The 20,657-nt window shown below is 31.8% G+C and carries 27 protein-coding genes; 22 read left to right on the top strand and 5 right to left on the bottom strand.

The window, feature by feature from the left end:
• Positions 1-198: 198 nt before the first annotated feature.
• Complete coding sequence (locus tag Z054_RS0113515; protein ID WP_024770592.1) at positions 199-729, top strand: inorganic diphosphatase; 531 nt, start codon at positions 199-201, stop codon at positions 727-729.
• Positions 730-790: 61 nt separating this feature from the next.
• Here Z054_RS0113515 and Z054_RS0113510 read toward each other — a convergent pair whose 3' ends face one another.
• Positions 791-1,561: a hypothetical protein gene (locus Z054_RS0113510; protein ID WP_024770591.1), complete on the bottom strand. Its 771-nt coding sequence runs from the start codon at positions 1,559-1,561 to the stop codon at positions 791-793.
• Positions 1,562-1,749: 188 nt separating this feature from the next.
• Here Z054_RS0113510 and Z054_RS0113505 point away from each other — a divergent pair, with 188 nt between their 5' ends.
• Positions 1,750-4,149: a sodium-translocating pyrophosphatase gene (locus tag Z054_RS0113505; protein WP_024770590.1), complete on the top strand. Its 2,400-nt coding sequence runs from the start codon at positions 1,750-1,752 to the stop codon at positions 4,147-4,149.
• Positions 4,150-4,302: 153 nt separating this feature from the next.
• Positions 4,303-5,304, top strand: coding sequence for an App1 family protein (locus Z054_RS0113500; protein ID WP_035091924.1), 1,002 nt, complete (start codon positions 4,303-4,305; stop codon positions 5,302-5,304).
• On the opposite strand, the gene Z054_RS0113495 is transcribed toward Z054_RS0113500, so the two are convergent.
• On the bottom strand, positions 5,301-6,068 hold the full coding sequence (locus tag Z054_RS0113495) for an XRE family transcriptional regulator (RefSeq protein ID WP_024770588.1): 768 nt from the start codon (positions 6,066-6,068) through the stop codon (positions 5,301-5,303). The two genes, Z054_RS0113500 and Z054_RS0113495, sit on opposite strands and share 4 nt — an antisense overlap.
• A gap of 139 nt (positions 6,069-6,207) precedes the next feature.
• Here Z054_RS0113495 and Z054_RS0113490 point away from each other — a divergent pair, with 139 nt between their 5' ends.
• The 4 genes from Z054_RS0113490 to Z054_RS32140 all read left to right on the top strand — a co-directional run bounded on the left by Z054_RS0113490 (position 6,208) and on the right by Z054_RS32140 (position 9,290).
• Positions 6,208-6,621, top strand: a complete 414-nt coding sequence (locus tag Z054_RS0113490; RefSeq protein WP_152538554.1) for an endonuclease domain-containing protein — start codon at positions 6,208-6,210, stop codon at positions 6,619-6,621.
• Positions 6,611-7,873: a putative DNA modification/repair radical SAM protein gene (locus Z054_RS0113485; RefSeq protein ID WP_024770586.1), complete on the top strand. Its 1,263-nt coding sequence runs from the start codon at positions 6,611-6,613 to the stop codon at positions 7,871-7,873. The genes Z054_RS0113490 and Z054_RS0113485 overlap by 11 nt, the downstream gene beginning before the upstream one ends.
• 11 nt (positions 7,874-7,884) lie before the next feature.
• On the top strand, positions 7,885-8,661 hold the full coding sequence (locus tag Z054_RS0113480) for a TIGR03915 family putative DNA repair protein (protein ID WP_024770585.1): 777 nt from the start codon (positions 7,885-7,887) through the stop codon (positions 8,659-8,661).
• A 188-nt stretch (positions 8,662-8,849) separates the two neighbouring features.
• Positions 8,850-9,290 carry a hypothetical protein gene (locus tag Z054_RS32140; RefSeq protein ID WP_024770584.1) on the top strand — a complete coding sequence of 147 codons (441 nt, stop codon included), beginning with the start codon at positions 8,850-8,852 and terminating at the stop codon, positions 9,288-9,290.
• Positions 9,291-9,354: 64 nt separating this feature from the next.
• Here the strand turns inward: Z054_RS32140 and Z054_RS0113470 are convergent, their stop codons facing one another.
• A complete protein-coding gene (locus Z054_RS0113470; protein WP_035091922.1) occupies positions 9,355-9,930 on the bottom strand; it encodes a nitroreductase family protein in 576 nt (191 codons plus the stop codon).
• A gap of 77 nt (positions 9,931-10,007) precedes the next feature.
• On the opposite strand from Z054_RS0113470, the gene Z054_RS0113465 reads away from it, so the two are divergent.
• Positions 10,008-10,733 carry a methyltransferase domain-containing protein gene (locus Z054_RS0113465; RefSeq protein WP_024770582.1) on the top strand — a complete coding sequence of 242 codons (726 nt, stop codon included), beginning with the start codon at positions 10,008-10,010 and terminating at the stop codon, positions 10,731-10,733.
• Positions 10,714-11,148 (top strand): hypothetical protein, encoded by a 435-nt coding sequence (locus Z054_RS0113460; RefSeq protein WP_024770581.1) that lies wholly within the window; start codon positions 10,714-10,716, stop codon positions 11,146-11,148. The genes Z054_RS0113465 and Z054_RS0113460 overlap by 20 nt, the downstream gene beginning before the upstream one ends.
• Positions 11,149-11,150: 2 nt before the next feature.
• Here the strand turns inward: Z054_RS0113460 and Z054_RS30225 are convergent, their stop codons facing one another.
• Positions 11,151-12,275 carry a pentapeptide repeat-containing protein gene (locus Z054_RS30225; RefSeq protein ID WP_161635293.1) on the bottom strand — a complete coding sequence of 375 codons (1,125 nt, stop codon included), beginning with the start codon at positions 12,273-12,275 and terminating at the stop codon, positions 11,151-11,153.
• 128 nt (positions 12,276-12,403) lie between these two features.
• Positions 12,404-12,625 (bottom strand): hypothetical protein, encoded by a 222-nt coding sequence (locus Z054_RS0113450; protein WP_024770579.1) that lies wholly within the window; start codon positions 12,623-12,625, stop codon positions 12,404-12,406.
• A gap of 219 nt (positions 12,626-12,844) precedes the next feature.
• Here Z054_RS0113450 and Z054_RS0113445 point away from each other — a divergent pair, with 219 nt between their 5' ends.
• The 13 genes from Z054_RS0113445 to Z054_RS30220 all read left to right on the top strand — a co-directional run bounded on the left by Z054_RS0113445 (position 12,845) and on the right by Z054_RS30220 (position 20,644).
• On the top strand, positions 12,845-13,984 hold the full coding sequence (locus tag Z054_RS0113445; protein ID WP_024770578.1) for a formylglycine-generating enzyme family protein: 1,140 nt from the start codon (positions 12,845-12,847) through the stop codon (positions 13,982-13,984).
• A 323-nt stretch (positions 13,985-14,307) separates the two neighbouring features.
• On the top strand, positions 14,308-15,156 hold the full coding sequence (locus Z054_RS0113440) for a M12 family metallopeptidase (RefSeq protein ID WP_024770577.1): 849 nt from the start codon (positions 14,308-14,310) through the stop codon (positions 15,154-15,156).
• Positions 15,157-15,546: 390 nt separating this feature from the next.
• Positions 15,547-15,777, top strand: a complete 231-nt coding sequence (locus Z054_RS0113435; RefSeq protein ID WP_024770576.1) for a hypothetical protein — start codon at positions 15,547-15,549, stop codon at positions 15,775-15,777.
• 9 nt (positions 15,778-15,786) lie between these two features.
• Entirely contained in the window at positions 15,787-16,143 is a 357-nt protein-coding gene (locus Z054_RS0113430) for a hypothetical protein (RefSeq protein ID WP_152538553.1), read from the top strand.
• Between the two features lie 200 nt (positions 16,144-16,343).
• Positions 16,344-17,924: a hypothetical protein gene (locus Z054_RS0113420; protein WP_024770574.1), complete on the top strand. Its 1,581-nt coding sequence runs from the start codon at positions 16,344-16,346 to the stop codon at positions 17,922-17,924.
• A gap of 24 nt (positions 17,925-17,948) precedes the next feature.
• Complete coding sequence (locus tag Z054_RS0113415; RefSeq protein WP_024770573.1) at positions 17,949-18,374, top strand: hypothetical protein; 426 nt, start codon at positions 17,949-17,951, stop codon at positions 18,372-18,374.
• 116 nt (positions 18,375-18,490) lie between these two features.
• Complete coding sequence (locus Z054_RS0113410) at positions 18,491-18,706, top strand: hypothetical protein (RefSeq protein ID WP_152538552.1); 216 nt, start codon at positions 18,491-18,493, stop codon at positions 18,704-18,706.
• 39 nt (positions 18,707-18,745) lie between these two features.
• Positions 18,746-18,925: a hypothetical protein gene (locus Z054_RS31340; protein ID WP_152538551.1), complete on the top strand. Its 180-nt coding sequence runs from the start codon at positions 18,746-18,748 to the stop codon at positions 18,923-18,925.
• A gap of 151 nt (positions 18,926-19,076) precedes the next feature.
• Complete coding sequence (locus tag Z054_RS0113405) at positions 19,077-19,265, top strand: hypothetical protein (RefSeq protein WP_024770571.1); 189 nt, start codon at positions 19,077-19,079, stop codon at positions 19,263-19,265.
• A complete protein-coding gene (locus tag Z054_RS0113400) occupies positions 19,262-19,468 on the top strand; it encodes an HNH endonuclease (RefSeq protein ID WP_024770570.1) in 207 nt (68 codons plus the stop codon). Before Z054_RS0113405 ends, Z054_RS0113400 begins: the two co-directional genes overlap by 4 nt.
• Before the next feature lie 168 nt (positions 19,469-19,636).
• Positions 19,637-20,017, top strand: a complete 381-nt coding sequence (locus tag Z054_RS0113395) for a hypothetical protein (protein ID WP_152538550.1) — start codon at positions 19,637-19,639, stop codon at positions 20,015-20,017.
• Positions 20,018-20,076: 59 nt separating this feature from the next.
• Positions 20,077-20,259, top strand: coding sequence for a hypothetical protein (locus Z054_RS0113390; protein ID WP_024770568.1), 183 nt, complete (start codon positions 20,077-20,079; stop codon positions 20,257-20,259).
• A gap of 37 nt (positions 20,260-20,296) precedes the next feature.
• Positions 20,297-20,644: a hypothetical protein gene (locus tag Z054_RS30220; protein WP_024770567.1), complete on the top strand. Its 348-nt coding sequence runs from the start codon at positions 20,297-20,299 to the stop codon at positions 20,642-20,644.
• The last annotated feature ends 13 nt before the right edge of the window (positions 20,645-20,657 follow it).

The raw sequence follows: 20,657 nt of genomic DNA, 5'->3' as shown, positions 1-20,657 counted from the left end.
TATACTGGTTTAAAAACATCGATTGCATCATACAATCATTATATTTTTCTGTATTGTTACCGTGTATTTTTATCTAAAAACCTTTTAGTTCATCACAATATTAAGATTTAACTAAAAAAGTAATAATTTTTCTTTATAAATTTTAACTAACCCCTTGTAATACCTATATTTGCCGCCCATTAAAAAGAGAATAGAATTATGAGTACAGCTACTAAAGAAAGCTTTGACGTACTAATTGAAATACCAAAAGGAAGTAGAAATAAATACGAGTACGATTTTGATATAAAAAAAATCAGATATGATCGTATGATCTTTTCCTCTATGATGTATCCGGCAGATTATGGATTTATTCCTGAAACTCTGGCTTTAGATGGAGATCCTCTAGATGTTTTAGTGTTAGTTACAGAACCAACATTTCCTGGTTGTGTAATGGAAGTTAAACCTATTGGTGTTTTTCATATGGCAGATGAAAAAGGACCTGACGAAAAAATCATATGTGTTCCTGTTTCTGACCCTATTGCAAGCCGACTTGCCGATCTAAAAGAAATGAATCCTCATTTAATAAAAGAAATAGAACACTTTTTTCAGGTATATAAAGATTTAGAGCGAAAAAAAGTTGATGTAGGTGGATGGGGTAATATCGATGAAGCTAAAGATATTATCAAGGCCTGTGTTAAACGTTTTGATGAACTAGAAAACAAACCAAAAGGATTATTTAGTATTTACTAAATATCAGTTTTAAGAACTTTAAAAAGCATGGGGTTTTCTTTAAAAGAAAACCCCATGCTTTTTATTTTACATCATACTCAGAAGGAAATTCTCTTTCATACTTTTTCATTTGAAGCATACTCATATGTTGAGTAATTTCATAATTTCTTTTGTATGTATACTGAATAAGAATTGGATAATCTACTTTAAAATTTACATTTCTTAAACTCTCATCACTATACTCAAAAACATTATAAGCCCAATAACTGTGTCCATTAGCATGCTCCAGATTCATTGTTATGATTTCATGATTACCATCATCATCAACATCTCTTTCTGCTCGATGCTCCTCAAACACCATATCATCAAAAGATATTTTTTGAAATAATGCATCATTTTTTTGAAATAAATACAAGACCTTAACGAGCATACCCATCACTCCGTTTCCTGTACCTTGTTGTATCATCTTTACATCTTTATACCCATCACCATTAATATCCGACACCATAACAAGTCCTCCTTTCATAGTTAAAGGAGAAAATGAACCTGATTGTTTCATTTTTTGAATTTGCCTTTTATTGCGAAAAATACGAATCATCCCAAAATCGATTTGGGCAGCGAACCAGGTTAATTGGATCGTTAAACTATCTTTATTATCAAAAAATTGATCTATCGATAAAGTACAATCATAGGTTCCTTTAGTGGCTATCTTATCATATTCTTTCCACGTATTATATGTTTTGTAGAATGGTGCAGAATGTTTTTCAAATGCATATTGAGCATTTGAAGAATTTATAAAAAAAATACTATAAAACACTATCAGAAACGCAGTTCTATAAAAATATAAAATCATACATCTATCTTTCTTTTTTAAACTTACACAAAAATAGAGCATCACAATCATAATTTACTCCCCCGAAAACAGTAGTTTTTTTCATTTTTCGTACGATCAATTATTTAAAATTATTGCCATCTAACTATCCTTTTGTATTTAGGGTATTTTTACTACTTTTAGCGACGAATTAACTTAAAATATATTTAATGGAATCGAATATGATTTATATGCCCATTGTTTTGGCATTACTAGGGCTAGTTTATATGCTTATCAAAAAATCTTGGGTAATGAAACAAGATGCAGGTGATGGTAAAATGAAAGAAATTTCGGATCATATTTATGAAGGTGCTTTAGCTTTCTTAAATGCAGAATACAAATTACTTGCAATATTCGTGGTAATAGTAAGTGTTTTATTATTTATAGTTTCTATAGTAGTAGACACAACACACTGGTTGATTGTGATCGCTTTTATTTTTGGAGCAGTATTCTCTGCCTTTGCTGGAAACATAGGGATGAAAATTGCTACCAAGACAAATGTTAGAACTACCCAAGCAGCTCGTACTAGTTTACCAAATGCACTTAAAATTTCTTTTGGTGGTGGTACGGTAATGGGACTTGGTGTTGCAGGATTAGCAGTATTGGGATTAACAACTTTCTTTATCATATTTTATAATGTCTTTATGGGAGGTGAATGGACTTCTGCCGATAAAATGACTATCGTTTTAGAAACCTTAGCCGGATTTTCTTTAGGAGCAGAATCTATTGCACTATTTGCTCGTGTTGGTGGAGGTATTTATACCAAAGCAGCAGATGTAGGAGCAGATTTGGTTGGTAAAGTAGAAGCTGGTATCCCAGAAGATGATCCACGTAACCCTGCTACCATTGCAGATAATGTAGGTGATAATGTAGGTGATGTTGCTGGTATGGGTGCCGATTTATTTGGATCTTATGTAGCAACTGTCCTTGCAGCTATGGTATTAGGTAACTATGTGATCAAAGATATGGGAGGTTCTATTACAGATGTTTTTGGGGGTATTGGACCAATCTTATTGCCAATGGCAATTGCAGGTGTTGGAATTATCATCTCTGTAATAGGTACGATGCTTGTCAAAATTAAAAGTAACGATGCCAAAGAAGCTCAAGTAATGGGAGCACTTAATATTGGTAACTGGACATCAATTATTTTAGTAGCAGTAGCCTGTTTTGCATTATGTAAATGGATGCTTCCCGAAACAATGAAAATGGAATTCTTTGGTGAAGGTCTTGTTGAGATCTCTTCGATGAGAGTTTTTTATGCAACTTTAGTAGGTTTATTAGTGGGAGCAGTAATCTCTTCTGTAACCGAATATTATACTGGGCTAGGTAAGTCACCTATCCTTAAAATTGTACAACAATCAAGCACAGGTGCTGGAACAAACATTATTGCTGGTTTAGCAACCGGGATGATTTCTACATTCCCTTCTGTATTATTATTTGCAGGAGCTATTTGGGCATCTTATGCCTTTGCAGGGTTTTATGGAGTTGCACTAGCAGCCTCTGCGATGATGGCTACTACAGCTATGCAATTAGCTATTGATGCTTTTGGACCAATATCTGATAATGCTGGTGGGATCGCAGAAATGAGCGAACAGGAGCCAATAGTAAGAGAACGAACAGATATACTAGATTCTGTAGGAAACACAACAGCAGCAACAGGAAAAGGATTTGCTATTGCTTCTGCTGCGCTAACATCTTTAGCCTTATTTGCCGCTTATGTTACCTTCACAGGAATTGACGGAATTAATATTTTCAAAGCACCTGTATTAGCAATGTTATTTGTTGGAGGTATGGTGCCAGTAGTATTCTCTGCTTTAGCAATGAATGCTGTAGGAAAAGCTGCTATGGAAATGGTACAAGAAGTACGTCGCCAGTTTAAAGATATAGCAGGAATCATGGAAGGAACAGGAAAACCAGAATATGATAAATGTGTAGCTATTTCTACTAAAGCATCTTTAAGAGAAATGATGTTACCCGGTTTATTGACTATTGGATTCCCACTAGTAATAGCTTTCATTCCAATGATTTTTGGTATGGATACTAAAGCCATTGCAGAAATGCTAGGAGGATATATGGCAGGAGTTACTGTGAGTGGTGTGTTATGGGCTATTTTCCAAAACAATGCAGGTGGTGCCTGGGATAATGCTAAAAAATCATTTGAAGCCGGTGTCGAAATCAACGGAGAAATGACATTTAAAGGTTCTGATGCTCATAAAGCTGCAGTAACAGGTGATACTGTTGGAGATCCATTTAAAGATACCTCTGGTCCATCGATGAACATTTTAATTAAATTAACATGCCTTATAGGACTGGTAATTGCTCCTATTTTAGGAGGACACACTTCTGAAACTGCTGTTGCAACTAATACTATAGAAGTGACACAATCAATGAATAATGCTTCTGAAAAGAAAATTGAAGTTCGTATGAATATGGAAGGTGAGTTAGCAACTGCTACTGTTACCATAGAAACTTCTGAAGAAGGAAAAGTAAAACGTGATATAAAAGAATTAAAAGGATCAGAAGCTGAAGTAAAAGCAGAAATTGAAGCAATTAAAGCTTCTATAAAATAAGAATCCTAAAATTAATGTATAAGACAACCTCGCTCTTTGGGCGAGGTTGTTTATTTTTATGATATCTCTTAGTAAAAAAACTAAATAACTACGACTAATACATAAAATTATACCAAACGAAGCATAAGCAAATTACTAAAATTTATATTTTTTATGTTTAAGAAAAAAGCTTTACGTATCAATACTTACCTTGGTTACGGCACAAATTCCATTTTTCGTGCAACAGGAAGAGCTCTTGAAGATGAAAACATTGATTTTAGTACAAATCAAAATATATTTAAAACCTTACGGAATATTTACAGACAACTTGAAAGTGATGAAATCCGGAACATCAAGATAGAACTAAAATTACCCGATGGACAAGTTATAGAAACAAATACAGACCTCGAAGGGTATTACAACCTGGAACTCGATATCCCTGCGCTTTCTAAATACATAAATGAAAAAGGTTGGATTTCGTATAGTGTATCCTACAAAAAAGAAGATACACGTAAAGAAATAAGCAATAAAAATATATTTAAAAGCCAAATGCTTGTCCCTTCAGATCATGCAGAATTCGCAATTATAAGTGATATCGATGATACTATTATACATACAGGTGTCGCTTCATTATTTAAATGGAGAGTTATTGCTAATACACTTTTCAAAAACTTTGATAAAAGAACTGCAATAGAAGGCACGGTGAAATTTTGCAAAAAATTACATCTGGGCACAAAAGAATCACCTGTTAATCCGTTTTTTTATGTAAGTAATAGTCCGTGGAATTTGTATGATTATCTAAGTGCGTTTTTTAACAAACATCATTTCCCAAAAGGTCCAATTTTACTTAGAGATTTTAGAACACCATTTGATAAAACACCAAAACCTAAAGTTCCTCATAAGCAGTCCGAAATTGTAAATCTTTTAACGATGTATCCACATCTTAAATTTATTCTTATTGGAGATAGCGGAGAAAAAGATGCCGATATTTATACTAAAATTGCAGAGCAATATCGTGGTCGTATTTTAGCCATTTACTTAAGAAACGTAAAGCATCGCCGAAAAGAAAACCGAATTAAAAAGATTATACATTCTTTTACTGCCTCTCCTATTCTTCTTGTTCACACTTATGATGAAGCTATCAAACACGCACAAGAGTCTGGGTTCATAAATTAGTGTTTCATACTTCTCACCTCAGAGGTTAATTCCAGCATCGCCTCTTGTAGCTGTTTCATACTAGCCGTATCAGAATTAGCATCAATATTGAAGCTTAACTTACTATTTATTTCCCAAAGCTCAACTATTTGATGTGTTTGAATGGTATATGGTAAGTACTCAGAATTTAAAGAGATTAACGTTATTATAGAAGCATCTTTATTTTTTCTGATTTTCTTTACCACTACACTATCTTCTAAAACGATTACGCAAATTGTATTATTACTCACTTCAGAAAGGTTATTTACCGCTTTACCAATCACCCATTCTTTGGGTTCTAGTAATGGCAGCATACTATCCCCTTCTACCTGAAAACCACGATATGTAGCATTTCTATATTCTGGTAAAGGAATATCAAATGCAGGTAATTGCTGATACCAGTCTAAATCCTGAACATTATGAGGATATCCTGCTGCGGCTTTTACATTTACCAAAACTATATTTTCATTATTCTGAGAATCTATAGTAACAACTTTTGGAGATACATCACCCAGGTGTAATTGTATTTTCTTTTGAGTACTCTCTCCAAACAACCACAAGGGATTAATATTGAATTCCTGCAATAATCTGGCTACAACTTTTCCTGAAATCTTGGTCTTACCCCTTTCTATATCAGCTGTAGAGTTTTTAATCTGCAAAACTTTAGCAAAATCAGATTGGGTATAATGATTTTCCTCGCGAATTTGTTTAAAACGCTTTATGGTTTGGTTGGTTGAATTATCCATAAAATCGAAATTTTAATAGTATTATCATATAAAAATGGTGCTGTGACCTGGGATAATTAGTAGCAAAGATACAAGATTTTGGAATATTTCCAATTTTAACATAATTTTATTTTAATATTTATGGAAAAATTCCATAAATTTGGAAAAATTACAACTAAATACATCTACTATGTCTTCACAAACCATTCCTTTATACCAAAAAGTATCAGAGAAAATCATTAGACATTCACTCGATAGTTCTATTACAACTATAGATCAACTTCATCAAAAACTCACAGAAAAAGGGTTTCATTTTCTTAGAAATAAGGCCGTGAAAAATTACAATTTTGATTTTTATTGTACTACATCAAAAATTGCTATTGAAATTGACAGTTATGCACACGAGTTCTCGGATATCCACAACTTAGATGCACCAAAAAAGTTATTTATTTCTTCATTAGGAATTACCGTTCTTAGATTTACAGATTATCAAATATTGACTGATATAGAAGAAATAATAAGAACTGTAAAAAATCAAATAAAAACCTCTACAGAATGCATCTATGTCGTTTGAGCGAATACGTCAAAAACTCTCCATTTTGGCAGATGCCGCAAAATATGATGTTTCATGCGCCAGTAGCGGAGGTAAAAGAGCCAATACTAAAAAAGGATTAGGAAATAATACAGGTTTCGGAATTTGTCATAGTTATACAGAAGATGGGCGCTGCGTTTCTTTATTAAAAATTTTGCTTACTAATCACTGCATTTATGATTGTGCCTATTGTATTACCAGAAAAAGTAATGATATCCAAAGAGCTGCTTTCAAAATTCAGGAAGTAGTTGATCTAACTATTAATTTTTATAGAAGAAATTATATAGAAGGGCTATTTCTAAGCTCTGGGATATTTAAAAATTCAGATTTCACCATGGAACGATTAGTTGCTGTGGCCAAAAAACTTAGGTTAGAAGAGAATTTTAATGGTTATATCCACCTCAAATCCATTCCTGGCGCAAGTGATGAATTGATGCGTGAGGCGGGATTATATGCAGATCGATTAAGTGTGAACATTGAAATTCCCACTAAATCCGGATTAAAACTTTTGGCACCAGATAAAAAACATGAGGATTTCATAAAGCCTATGCAAAAGGTTAAAAATGAAATCATTCAATATAAAGCAGAGCGTAAAACTATAAAGAACACTCCCAAATATGCTCCAGCAGGGCAAAGTACCCAAATGATCATTGGAGCAACTGGTGAGAGTGATCGAGATATCATGTATTCTGCCACCTATTACTATAAGAAATTTGATATGCGACGAGTATATTACTCTGGATATATTCCTGTTATGACAGACTCTCGTTTACCATCCTTAGGAACTGAGGTTCCTATCCTTAGAGAAAACCGTCTTTACCAAACCGATTGGTTATTGAGATTTTATGGGTTTTCTGTTAACGAAATATTGAATGACACATACAAAAACCTGGATTTAGATATTGATCCAAAACTAAGTTGGGCATTACGTAATCTACACCTCTTTCCTATTGACATCAATAAGGCCGACAAAAGGATATTAGCCAGAGTTCCCGGTATCGGTATGCAATCAGTATATAAAATATTACAAGCCCGAAAATTTAGAAACCTAGATTGGTCTCACCTCAAAGCTATTGGCATAGCCATAAACAGAGCACAATATTTTATCACCTGTAGTTCTAAGGATTTTTATAATAAAGACCTTGATCCTCATACATTAAAATCCAAAATCCTAAAGAACTCGAATAGCAAGTATAAAAAATATTTTAATCAACAATTAAGTCTTTTCTCCTAATATCAACACTTATGAATCCGCAAACGATATTACTATATGATGGAAGTTTTGAAGGGTTTTTAAGTTGTATTTTTATGGTATATGATCAAAAAATATCTGATGCAGTTATTAGAAAAGAATCAGAAACCAATACTCAACTATTTACAATAACAGAAGAAGTTATTACCGAGAAGCATAAAGCATCCAGAGTATGGAAAGGGTTTAAATCTAAAACAACCCGTAATGAACAACAAGATTTCTTTAAAGTATTTTTGAGTGAAATCAAAGGCGTGGAGAATACATTATTGAGTTATGTGCAAAACATTTTTACCAAAAAAAACAATAGAAATATTGATTTCAGTAATAAAGATATTCTAAAAATTAGCCAGGTTGCCAGAATGGTGGGTCGAGAAAAACACAGAATGGAAGCATTCGTACGTTTTCAATTAACCAATGACAATATATACACTGCCACTGTTGAACCAGATTTTAATGTTTTACCACTAATCATTCATCATTTTAAAGATCGCTATGCCGATCAGCAATGGGTTATCTATGATGTTAAAAGAAATTATGGTATTTACTACGATCTAAACACTGTAGAAACAGTAACTATAGAAGGCTTTTCTAAAAAAACAACCAGTATTTCAGAAAAGGTACTTGCTAAGAATGAAACCGAATTTCAAAAATTATGGGGAACATACTATAATAATGTTAATATAAAATCCCGTAAAAACGACAAATTACATAAACAACACCTTCCAAAACGCTATTGGAAATACTTAACCGAGAAAAATAGCAGCCTATAATATTATAAGGTTAAGAAATCTTCACCTATATAAACACCTAGTTTACAAGCATAATAAGGACTTAGGCTTATATAATGGCTAAATAATAAAAACCAGTGTGTATTTTTTACCCATCTTAAATTTCGAATAGATAAAATAAAGTATTAGATTTGGCGTTAAGTAACCAAAATTAACTATATCTATTTATTATGAAAAAATTTTTTTTAGGAGCTTTAGCTCTAGTGTTTTTAACAGTGATCTCTTGTAAAGACGCTGCTAATAAAGCAGAAGAAGCAGCTGATACAGCAGAAGAAGCTGTTGAAGAAGTTGCAGAAAAAGTAGAAGAAGCTGCTGAAGAAGTTGCTGAAGCCGTAGAAACTGCTGTTGACGGTGTTCCTAATTTTGACAACGCTGATGTACAAAAATACGTTGAAAAATATGAAGCTTATATGGCTGAATATGCAAAAATCGTAGAAAGCAAAGATATGACTGCTTTTGCTGGACTTGCTCAAAAAGGATCAGATCTTGGAAAAGAAGCTGGTGATATTGCTGGTAAATTATCTGGTGATGACGCTAAAAAGTGGACTGACTATATGACTGCTAGTTCTGCAAAAATGCAAGAACTTGCTAAAAAAATGACTCAGCAGTAGTCGTATTTTAAAATACAATAAGTCGTATGACTTATAAAAACCATCCACAATGTGGATGGTTTTTTTATTCTATCCATTGTACTTTACTCTCTATCGGTTCTCGTTTTGAAGTGTTTTTCTCGTCTTCATCATAATACCCGAGATAAAAGAAACCTAGACAACGCTCTCCTTCTTCAAAATCAAAAAAATCACCCATATAGTTGATTAACTTAGGGCTGCTCCAATAGCAACCAATATCGTTTGCCGTGCATGTTAGCCACATATTCTGTACCGCCATTGCAGTTGATGCAACTTCTTCCCACTCAGGAATGCGCTCTTTTGGATCTCGTTGCATACATATTACCACTATCGCACTAGCTGATTTACACTTATCAATAATTTTAGCATGCTTAAACGGAGAAAAATCTTCATCAGAAGTGATATCTGTATATGTATCTGATAAAAATGCACCCAATCGATCTTTGGCTTCTCCTTCTACCACCTTAAAACGCCAGGGTTGTGTGAGTTTATGTGTCGGAGCCCAATTTGCATTTTCCAATACCATTTTAATCAATGCTTTGGGCACAGCTTTCCCATTATATTGTGCCGGAAAAACAGATCGTCTTCTCCTAATTATTTCATTAATATCATCACTAGTCATATAATTTCGTCTTTTTTTGTAAAGTTATTATTATTCTAAGGACTAAAAATACTAGTATCATTAATTAATACAATATTGTGAACCTTAGAGTTCGATTACATAAACCTGAGCAACTTGACAATTTATCCTTATCAGGAGGGATACTAGATACAACATTAGCCAGTTTAAAATTTATCAATACTTATTTTGGTAATCATAGACAATTAAGTAAGGCCATTTTGCACTATTGTATAACACATCCAACTATAGAAAAAATTCATATTGTTGATATTGGTTGTGGTGGTGGAGATTGTATTGCACATATCTCAGAAACACTAAAGAAACATAATATGAAAGCCACATTTACAGGAATTGATGGCAATCCTAAAAGTATTTCTTATGCGCAGCAAAATAACCCCGATCCTACTCATATTAGTTTTAATGCCGCTAATATTCTAGATAAGGATTTTGCGTTACCTAATTGTGACCTCTTGATCAGTAGCCATTTTATATATCATTTCAATAATGAACACCTAATTTATTTTTTAAAGAAATTGCAATCTAATACTGTAAAACATATTATTTTTAGTGAATTGTATAGAAGTAAAATGGCATACCATATGTTTAAAACAATACGTTTTATGCTTCCTGTTTCGGATATGGCAAAGAAAGATGGATTGATTGCTATACAAAGAGCTTTTACTAATAAAGAATTAGAAACTATTATTCGCAAGAGTACAATAGAAAAACATAGTATTACCAAAAAGCCGTTTTTCCGTATGATTGCTCAAATATATCTTCATAATGAAAAGAATACTGTCTAAACATATAGATACTCTAAAAGAAGCTCCAAAAACTTTAATCCTAACCTATATTATTATCTACTTCTTATGGGGATTGGGGATGAATCGTTTTGGAATCGAAGTAGAAATTGCCAGGTTTACATATTGGTGGCAAGTAATTACATGTTATATCTTATATATGGTACCCATTTCAATTATCTTAAAGGAATACACTTTTTTTGAGCAATATGCATATGGATTAGTTGCAATGGGAATATTAGAATTTTTAGGATATTGGCTTCAGTCATCTTATGTATATCCAGATAATATCCTGGATAAGGTATTTAGCCCTCAAAACTTCAGTTTAGGGATGGCTTTATTCTTTGCCTTATATTTTCCGGCAGGAAATTGGCTCGTTAAAAAAATACACAGCCTAATTTTTATACGCGATAAATAGTATTATTTTTTGGGAACCAGAACAAACTGTTTCTTTCCTTGTTTTTTAATCCTATATTTTTTTTCGATCTCTCCGGCGCCTTCCAGATCTAAAGTGTCTGAAATATATGTTATCCAATCTTGTCTATCTACAATAACATTATCCAAAATGGCATCTGTTAAATTTACATTTTCTAATTTGGTTCCCCACAATATAGCTTCAGAGAGATCAGCTCCGCTAAGATCTGCACCATACAAATTAGCATTTGTAAAATCAACACTTAACAATTCTGCTCGTTGCAGATTAGCATTATGTAACCGTGCTCTTTTTAAGTTACCGTCTGATAAATTAATTTTACTCATTCGTACTTCTTTAAGGTCGCAGCTTTCCATATTAGCAGCAGGCATTTGAGCTTCTGTAAAATCAGAATAATCCAATCTTGCGTATTTAAGATTAACCCCTCTTCCCAGGTTCACCTTTTTAAGGTTTGTATATCTAAACTCTGCAGAATTTAAAATATCTTGTGAAGACTCTAGACCTAAATCACTTTTTAAAAGTGTAAACAGTAGTTGCCCCCGCTCTGGACTAATTGGCTTTTCAATTAACACTCCCTGATCAATATAGCGATATGGTTTCATTGCCATACACAGACCAACTATTCTAGCTTCTAATGTTCTGCTTATATTACGACTACCAGAACCTTTATATTTCAATTCCTCATTTAAATCGGTAAGAACATCACCCATTACAAATACTAATGATGATCTACGGTCTGCCTCTACAAGGTTATTCTGGCTGGTAATTAATTTATTTTGATTTAGCAATAGCTTTGTCTGAAAAATCAATACTAATGAAGGTACTATCGCAAACAAAAATGCAAACAATCCAATTCTCGTAACTCGCCAGATTACACTAGATGACACATCAGAAACCGTATCTACAGAAACTGTTTTATATTCTTTATACTCATTAATAGCGGCACTAATACTTCTCTTAAGTCGATTGCCAAGAATTGGAGTACTGGATTTTTTTAAAAGCCACCACCTAAATTTTCTTTTTTTCTGTTTCCCTTTATTAATTTTATCCAGCTTATCCTGAAGTAACTTATTTTCATTTTTTAACCGTTCAATATAATCTTGTTCGTTCACAGCGCTATAGATTTGGATATTAAAACGCATAAGATATAAAAGTTATTTTTACTTTAAAAAAAAGAGAGCTTTCTTAACGTAGTAAAAAAGCCCTCCTCAATCATAGTAAAATCAGTAGTGGTGTTTTTTCATTCGAGACAAGTCGAGATATCTTCTGCAATATCTTCTATTATAGAGAGTTCTTCCTGATCATCGATTAGATGAATAGTTTTTATCAAAAGCTGTACATATCCCGCTACATATGCTTTCTTTTTTTTATCGCTCACATACTCTTTGCCTTCTACCACTATAAATGCGATTAAATTGCGTATGATTAATTGGATCTCTGAAATATCTAGCTCCTTTTTCATTAGAAATATTTTAAGTAACTCCCTAAGAATTAGACACTAAAATATAATTATGCAATTCAAAAAATAAAAAAACAGCCTAATTAAAAGACCGATCTTCGATTAAAAGCAACTTTTATCGTTTTGTAGAATACCCCAAAAACTTTATCTTTTAATGATCCAAAAAAGATTACATTTGGATAACCAGCTTGAAACAACTTAGATACAAAACACAATTACTAAATGAATAAAGACAAATACTGCAAAAGATATAGAAAAGAGACACTATTACTTATCTTTTTAGCAATAATTACAAGTTGTAAAAAAGAACAAGAGCTCAAAAAAGTTGAAAAAACTTCAACTACACAACAGACACAAATCATTAAGGATGTACCAGAAGGAATAACAATACCAGAAGGAATGGTTTGGATTCCCGGAGGAAGCTTCAATCAAGGAGCTGTAAAAAATGATCGTATAATCATGAAACATGAGACTCCTGCTCACCCTGTTTCTGTAGATGGTTTTTTTATGGACATAACAGAAGTTACAAATGCACAGTTTAAAAAATTTATTGACGCCACTAAATATATAACAGTAGCAGAGCGAGAAATTGTTTGGGAAGAAATGAAAAAACAATTACCCCCCAATGCTCCCAAACCCCATGACTCTATATTACAACCCGGATCGTTAATTTTTAAAAAAACTAAAGAGAGTGTTCCTAATCTTTTTGACTATTCTCAATGGTGGTTATGGAAAATCGGAGCTAACTGGAAACATCCTTTAGGCCCTGAAAGTTCTATTGAAGGAAAAGACAAGTATCCAGTTGTACATATTGCTTATGAAGATGCTATTGCATATTGCACCTGGGCAGGTAGAAGACTACCTACTGAGGCAGAATGGGAATATGCATCCAGAGGGAAAGAAAAAAACACTATTTTTTTCTGGGGAAATGATATACAAAACTTAAGTAATCATGCCAATACGTGGGAAGGAGAGTTTCCTCTAGAAAACACCAAAACAGACGGTTTTGAAAATAAAGCTCCGGTTCGCTCTTATCCACCCAATTCGTATAACCTATATGACATGGCCGGAAACGTTTGGGAATGGACACAAGATTGGTACAATACAACTTATTACAACCAATTAAAGCAACAAGGTTTGATTCATAATCCTAAGGGCGCTGTAAAACCTTATAATCCTAATAATCCTGCTTTGCGAGAAAAGGTAATAAAAGGCGGTTCTTTTTTATGTAGTGATTCTTATTGTGCTAGTTATCGTAATAGTGCCCGAATGGCTACTAGCACAGACTCTTCACTAGAGCATCTAGGATTTAGAACAGTACTGAGTATTAATATGATCAATGCTTCAAAAAATGTAGAATAGGTATTACTTATCACTGATTATAAGCTGAATCCTACTATACCATTGCACCTGTATCAAATAGATTTTTGAATTCCCAAAACAACATAAATAATGGATAAGGTAATTTTATGTATATCAGTTTTATCTGTCATACAACCAGCTTAACATTATCATAACATTAATAATAAATTATTTATGCTACACATTTTACCCCTTTATAGTTAAATAACAACACTTTACGCAATGAAACCGTCGATTAGCATAAGAGAGTTTAATCTTTGTAATTGTTGATTTTATATTTGAGTATTATTAATTTTTTAACACAAACTTAATTTCACACAATTATGAACACAAAAAAAAAATTCAGAGCATTTAAAACTCTGGCACTGGGTACAGTATTACTTTTTGCCTCTTGTCAAAAAGAGGACGTAGAAGAAAGTGTAACTGAAAACGCAACAGCATCCAACGAAAAATTAATTGAAAAGTATTTTGATGGAGATTTAGTTACTGTTGAAGAAATGGGTAACGGAGAATACCTTTACAATGATGATATTATTCTTTCTGAAGAACATGTATCAGACACTCCTCAAGATATTGATCAAAAGCTAGCAATATATGGACCTGCTAGAAAATGGCCAAACAACACTGTTATTTATGTCCTAAGTAGTAATTTAAATAGTAGATTACGTACTAATATACGAACGGCCATGAACAGATGGAGTAGAAAAACTAATATAAGATTTAAACAAAGAACCAATGAGTCTTATTATGTAACGATCAGACAATCTACAGCTGTATGTTCGGGTTGCGGTTCTGCATCACTTGGAGTAAACGGTAATAGAGGAAGTCTTAGATTAGGCCGAAATGCCAGTGCCAGCCTTGTTGCCCATGAATTAGGTCATACGCTTGGTTTTGTTCACGAACAAACAAGACCAGACAGAGACAACCATGTTATTATAAAATGGGAAAACATCCAGAGTGGTAAGGCAGGTAACTTCAGAAAATCTAATAATTCAAGAAGATTAACCAGTAAATTTGACATCAAAAGTATAATGATGTATCATGCCTATGGTTTTTCTAAAAATGGTAAACCAACAATTACGCTACGTAATGGCAGAACCTATACCGGAGCTCAGAGGACTATATCTCCGTTAGACATTCAAGGAACCAATGCAGCGTACCCTAGGAGGTAATTCTAAATCTTGGTGATCTTACACACATACAAACCTGTGATGTAGAAACCAACTGGATCATCGTATCCAGTAAAATATCAATTTTAAGTACAACAGGGTGTTTGAGTTACGGTAAAACCGCGTATTTTGTTTTAAATATCAAAACCTGTTAAGTGATTTTGGAGTAACGTGTTTTTCTTTATACACAGCTTTCAATAACTCAACTTTACACCTTAAATGAAATGGATCAGATTAGTCTGGATTAGACAGGTCAACATCACTTGGATTATGTGAGTCACGATAACTCGGATTGAGTAGTTCAAAATCAATAGATTATACAATATGACTGAGAACTACAAAAAACCATCCAATATCGGTTTGGAATACTAAAAAGGCATTGACATTTTGATTATGCTATATAAATTTAATAACAGAGATAAAATCAATTTTGATGCAGATAATGTAGAATTGAATAGTGAGGCGAATACCCTTACTATCTCAATTTTTAGGCAAGAAGACTATGAAAATCATAATACAAGAAACTCTATTGATATACAGTTAAATGAAGAAGATTTAGAAGATATGATTCTTGCTTTGACAAATATCCAAAGAGAAATATTCGAATATAAAAAGTCTAAATAAATGATCATTATGATAGAAAAAGAATTTAATATTTCTGGAAAAATAAAATGCAAGTTAAAATACTTATCAGACCCCAAAATGATTAAAAATATAGAATTTGGTAACGATAAAACTGTTTTACGTGCAGAATGTTATCCTGAAGACGTCCCATTGACTAGCAATCAAATAGAGAATTATTCAACTGAGATAATTGAACTTATTTTAAGTGAATTAAAGAAGATAGAAAAAGAAAATATCGAGTTTTATAATCATTTTGAGATTAATTACAATAAACCTCATTTTGGGCCAATGACAGGAATTCCTTCAAACAAATATTATAAGTTTGAATTAAGGCCAGAAATAAAACTTAAATCAACTAAAGTTTAATATACTGATAAGATCTAAATAATAAAATAAGTTCATTTGCTAATCCAATAGTCTAAATAAACGATAACTATGGTAGAAGTAAAATCAAGTAATTTTTTAGAAACAAATACAGTTTTTGAAAATGAAACATTTCACAGTTATTTTATTGAAAGAGATAAGGTTATTGAAAGTGAAATCAGTTTTAGGAATTGTATATTTAAATGCCATTAGTTTTAGATAATATTACAAGCAAAGAAAAGCTATATTTTTACGAATGTGATTTTGAGGCGTATTCTGAAATAAAAAACTGTGAATTTTACGTAATTACTTTTAATTCTTGTCGGTTTAAAGAAAACTTATTTAAATTAATTTCAAACAAAAGTAGCTTCCTTTCTTTGAGTAGTTTTGTTGGAAAAGAACTATACGTCAATGGAGATTATAACAGAATAATTAGTGATAAACTGGAAATAAAAAAGTGTGTTCTTAAAGATGTTAATTGTGAATATTCTCAATATAAACGTGAAATCCATTTTAGAAATAATAAAATTGAAGAATTAAGTATTAAGGTATTGTCCCTTTTTTCTCCATTAATAATTGATGGTGGTGTGTATAAATCAATCAATTTCATAGGTACTTTTGACAATTCTATCCTCATTAAGGAAAGATTAAAGGTTGAGTATCTAAATATGGAATCTTCACTATTTAAAGGGCGTATAGATATAAAAGACGGAGATTTTGAATATATAAACTTTTATAGAAGTTCATTTAATGGTTTGATATGGGTTAATGGGTATGATATTTTAAAGAATACACCGACAGATCTTGAGATAAAAGATATTAATTTCCATTCTTGTAGTTTTGAGCCTAATGTTTCCGTTGACATACTAAAAATAGAATCAATTAGTTTGTCAAATAATAACTTTAAGAAACTTTTTCGTTTTAATTCAAAAATTACAGAGGATGATTATAAAGGTGATTGTATTCTGTTAGGTTTAGATGGCACTAATCAAGGGGTTATAATTATTCAGGACACTTATGCAGATATTAGTATAAGTGGTGTTAATCTGGGGAACATCTATTTTAAAGATATAAAGGTCTATAGTATTTATTTTTCTGATTTTCAAAATAATGGAAGTGTTTCCTTTTCTAATATTATAGCAGGAGGGTACTTTACTGTACAAAATTCGTCAGTAGGTAAATTGGAATTTTTAAATACTGATTTTAGAATATTTGATGAAATTGTAATAAGTGATAGTAATTTAGAAAAGATTAATTTCTCAAATTATCCATTTAAAATTAGGTCATATAGTTCAAGCCCAAAGATGGGTTATGGCACTAAAAATAAATCTTTATCCAGTGCTAATCTTAAAAATGTATATAATCAATTAAAAAAATCTGCTAAAAATAAAGGAGATATTGATACTGCTAACAAATACCAGTCCCTTGAATATAGATATTTACTTCGAAATAAGAGATTTGGTTTTGACAAGCTTTTATTGTTTTTAAACTGGATTTCTAATAATCATGGACGCAATTGGGTTCAAGGAATTTTGTTTACACTTTCAATAGCTTTAATATGTTTTTATGGATATATGTATGCCCTTGGAGAAGTAGGAATTTACTCTAGTTTCTTTGGTGATTACATTATTTTTATTAGTTCTTTTCCAAAGTTAGAATTAGAAAAATATTCTAAAGTAGAAAAGACTTGGAACTTAAGTCTTATTATATGGATTTCCAGAATCTTCGTCGCCTACGGAATATACCAAACAATTGCTGCTTTTAGAAAGTATGGAAAGGGATAAAAAACAAAAAAGTTCAATAAAACGATGATCCAGTCAAAATATAAATATTTAACAATAGGAGTTGTTTTAGGAATAATAATTACCCTAGTTTTTATTAAAATTAGGGATTATAGAATTAATAGTCCCGAAAACAGAAAAAATGCAATAATAGAAGCTCAAAGAGTTATTAGAAAAGTTTATTCTGAAGACAAAAAGGATATTAGATATATATCTTCAACTAATCCTGGTATTGATTTTCCACCAATAACTAAAGTTAAAGTAGAAATAAGTGAATTCAAGACCTACGTGATTGAAATGGTTGGAAAGTATCATAGTCAGAGATGTGTTCCTTATAAAGATGTTGAGCGCGGTTGTACTTATAGTTGGAAAGATTTATTCTATGTAGAATTAGATTACAATAAAGGGGATTGGAAAACCTTGGATTTAAGAAGAATTAAAAGATATGAGTAATGTGTAATAATGGGTGACTACCCAACCTGAAAATGGAAGAACTAAAAACAAATTAAAGTCTAAATAAACTATGACTATTACTGAATATCATATAGAATTATACAAACGAGTTGGAGGTGGATCACCTCCAACGTATAGGAACTCCGGAAGAGAAAACCCTTAAAAACCAGGATATAATTTTGAAGATGGGAGAGATTGTTACAGACTTGGAACTCATCAAAAAAGGATTAGCATCATTTGAATACACCAAAAAGTTAAATGCAAAATTAATAGAGTTATGCTCTAATGCTAATGTGATTGCTCAAATGAAACAATTAGAAATATTTGAATAGAGGTATTAATACTTTTTCCTAAATTAAAAATTCAAATAAATGATGAGGAAATTAAGAATTGTAGGAATATTGTTGATCATTCTGGGAGCACTATTATTTTGCTTAGGAGTACTTTTTAAAATACTTCACTGGCCTGGATTATACCTGTTATTAATCTCGGGACCTATTATGTTTATATTAGGATTCGCTCTAATTTTTTTAAAACCAAAAGTTCAATAAAACGATGATTGAAACGCTACTTGATTTAATTGCAGAGATAATTAAAAACAATAAAAGGTTATCAGTAATACTTGCAATTCTGATTCTACTTTTATTTGTAGGGTATTTAATTTACACTAAAGTTCAATAAAACAATTCAAAAAATAAACCGATGAGCAAATTAAAGGAACGTACCGTTAGATGTGAAATAACTTATAATTATGAAACAGTAGAAACTAAAGATTATAAGATGAACTTGGTGCATGGTACTCCTAATGATGAATGGGCATTGCGAACTGTAAGAGAAGAAAAGGATAACGTAAGAAGTGTTAGAATAATTAAAAGTTCAATAAAACGATGAAATGTCTATGGTGCTTTAAAACAGAAATAGAAGTAACTTTTAAAAAGAAAGCACATACAATACCTAAGTCACTAGGTGGACAGAAATACAATAATAATGTGTGTGATGAATGTAATAAATTTTTTGGTGAAAAGGGAGATGAGAAGTACTCTATAGAAGAAGCTTTAAAAGAAACCTTTGTAATTTCGAGGAAGATGCTTTAATGTCCAGAAGATGGGAAAAGAAAGATAGGGGCATTTAAATCTAGATTTTTTGAAATAAAAGAACGAAAGGGTAAGAAAAGGTTAGTTGTAAAAGAGTCATTTAGATTTGATTCACAATTTCAACAACGATTATGTCAAAATTTTAAGAGAGGACTATATAAGATGTATTTGGAGGAGTTAAACCGGCAAAAAGGCCTTGGATATGATAGTAAATATGATGTTATTAGAGATTTTGCTCGATTTGGCAAAGGAGATTTACCCGTGTTTTACTTTGAAAGATTAATTGGAATAATGATGTTATTTAAAAGGGAGGCAGAAACTCCTATTCTATTTTTTGACCGAATGAAATATCTTTTTTTAGATGATTATTTCGATGAAATTGAATTTTTAGGTCACGTTTTTGGTTTTCCAGTTAGTATATTCGATAAGAATGATTTTACAAAATATTTAGATCAAACAATGAAAATTAAAACTGGATTTTTTAAAAATATGATTATGATTAAAAGTTTGTTGGATGTGGATTTTACATTAAAAGTGATGAATGATTAAAGTTTAATAAAACTATGGAAACCAAAAGTTAAAAACAAATTGCTAAAAGACAATTTGAATTGTTTAAAAATAATATCGATCAAGCTGATGTTTCTAATGATCAACCACTTGCTAATGCTAAGGAAAATTTAGATACTATAAACATGATAAAATTTATGCCGGAAGGAGAAAAGGCAAGATCTTATTATGAAAAGTTATGTAAAGATTATCTTGAAAGAATAGGATTTTATAACAACAACTAAAATCTAAATAAACGATCAGTTTACAGTTTAATGATTTATGAGATTAATAACCAATAAAGAAGAAGTAGCTAAGCTTCATCAAAAATTAGTAAAAAAACTGAACGCCTTTTCTACTGAAAAAATACGAGCACTAACAAGTCACAAAGGAAATAGCTTTGAGACAGATGTCTATTATTCTGATGAGCTAGACATTTGGTGGGATATGAATGGTTTTGTTGAAGGAAAATCTGGAATACGCTATTGGAATGCTTTTGGAATTGGCAAACCAAAACCAAAAAAGCTTGCCTACATTATTTGTGAAATAAATTACCCTAAAGAAGACATTAATAGACGTGTCTGGATACACTGGATTAAGCTGACCCCTCAAAATGACAGAAAAGTATAGCCATATCTATGCT

Source organism: Aquimarina macrocephali JAMB N27 (assembly GCF_000520995.1).
In the GTDB taxonomy this organism is placed as follows: domain Bacteria; phylum Bacteroidota; class Bacteroidia; order Flavobacteriales; family Flavobacteriaceae; genus Aquimarina; species Aquimarina macrocephali.
This window is presented reverse-complemented; position numbering and strand designations above follow the sequence as displayed.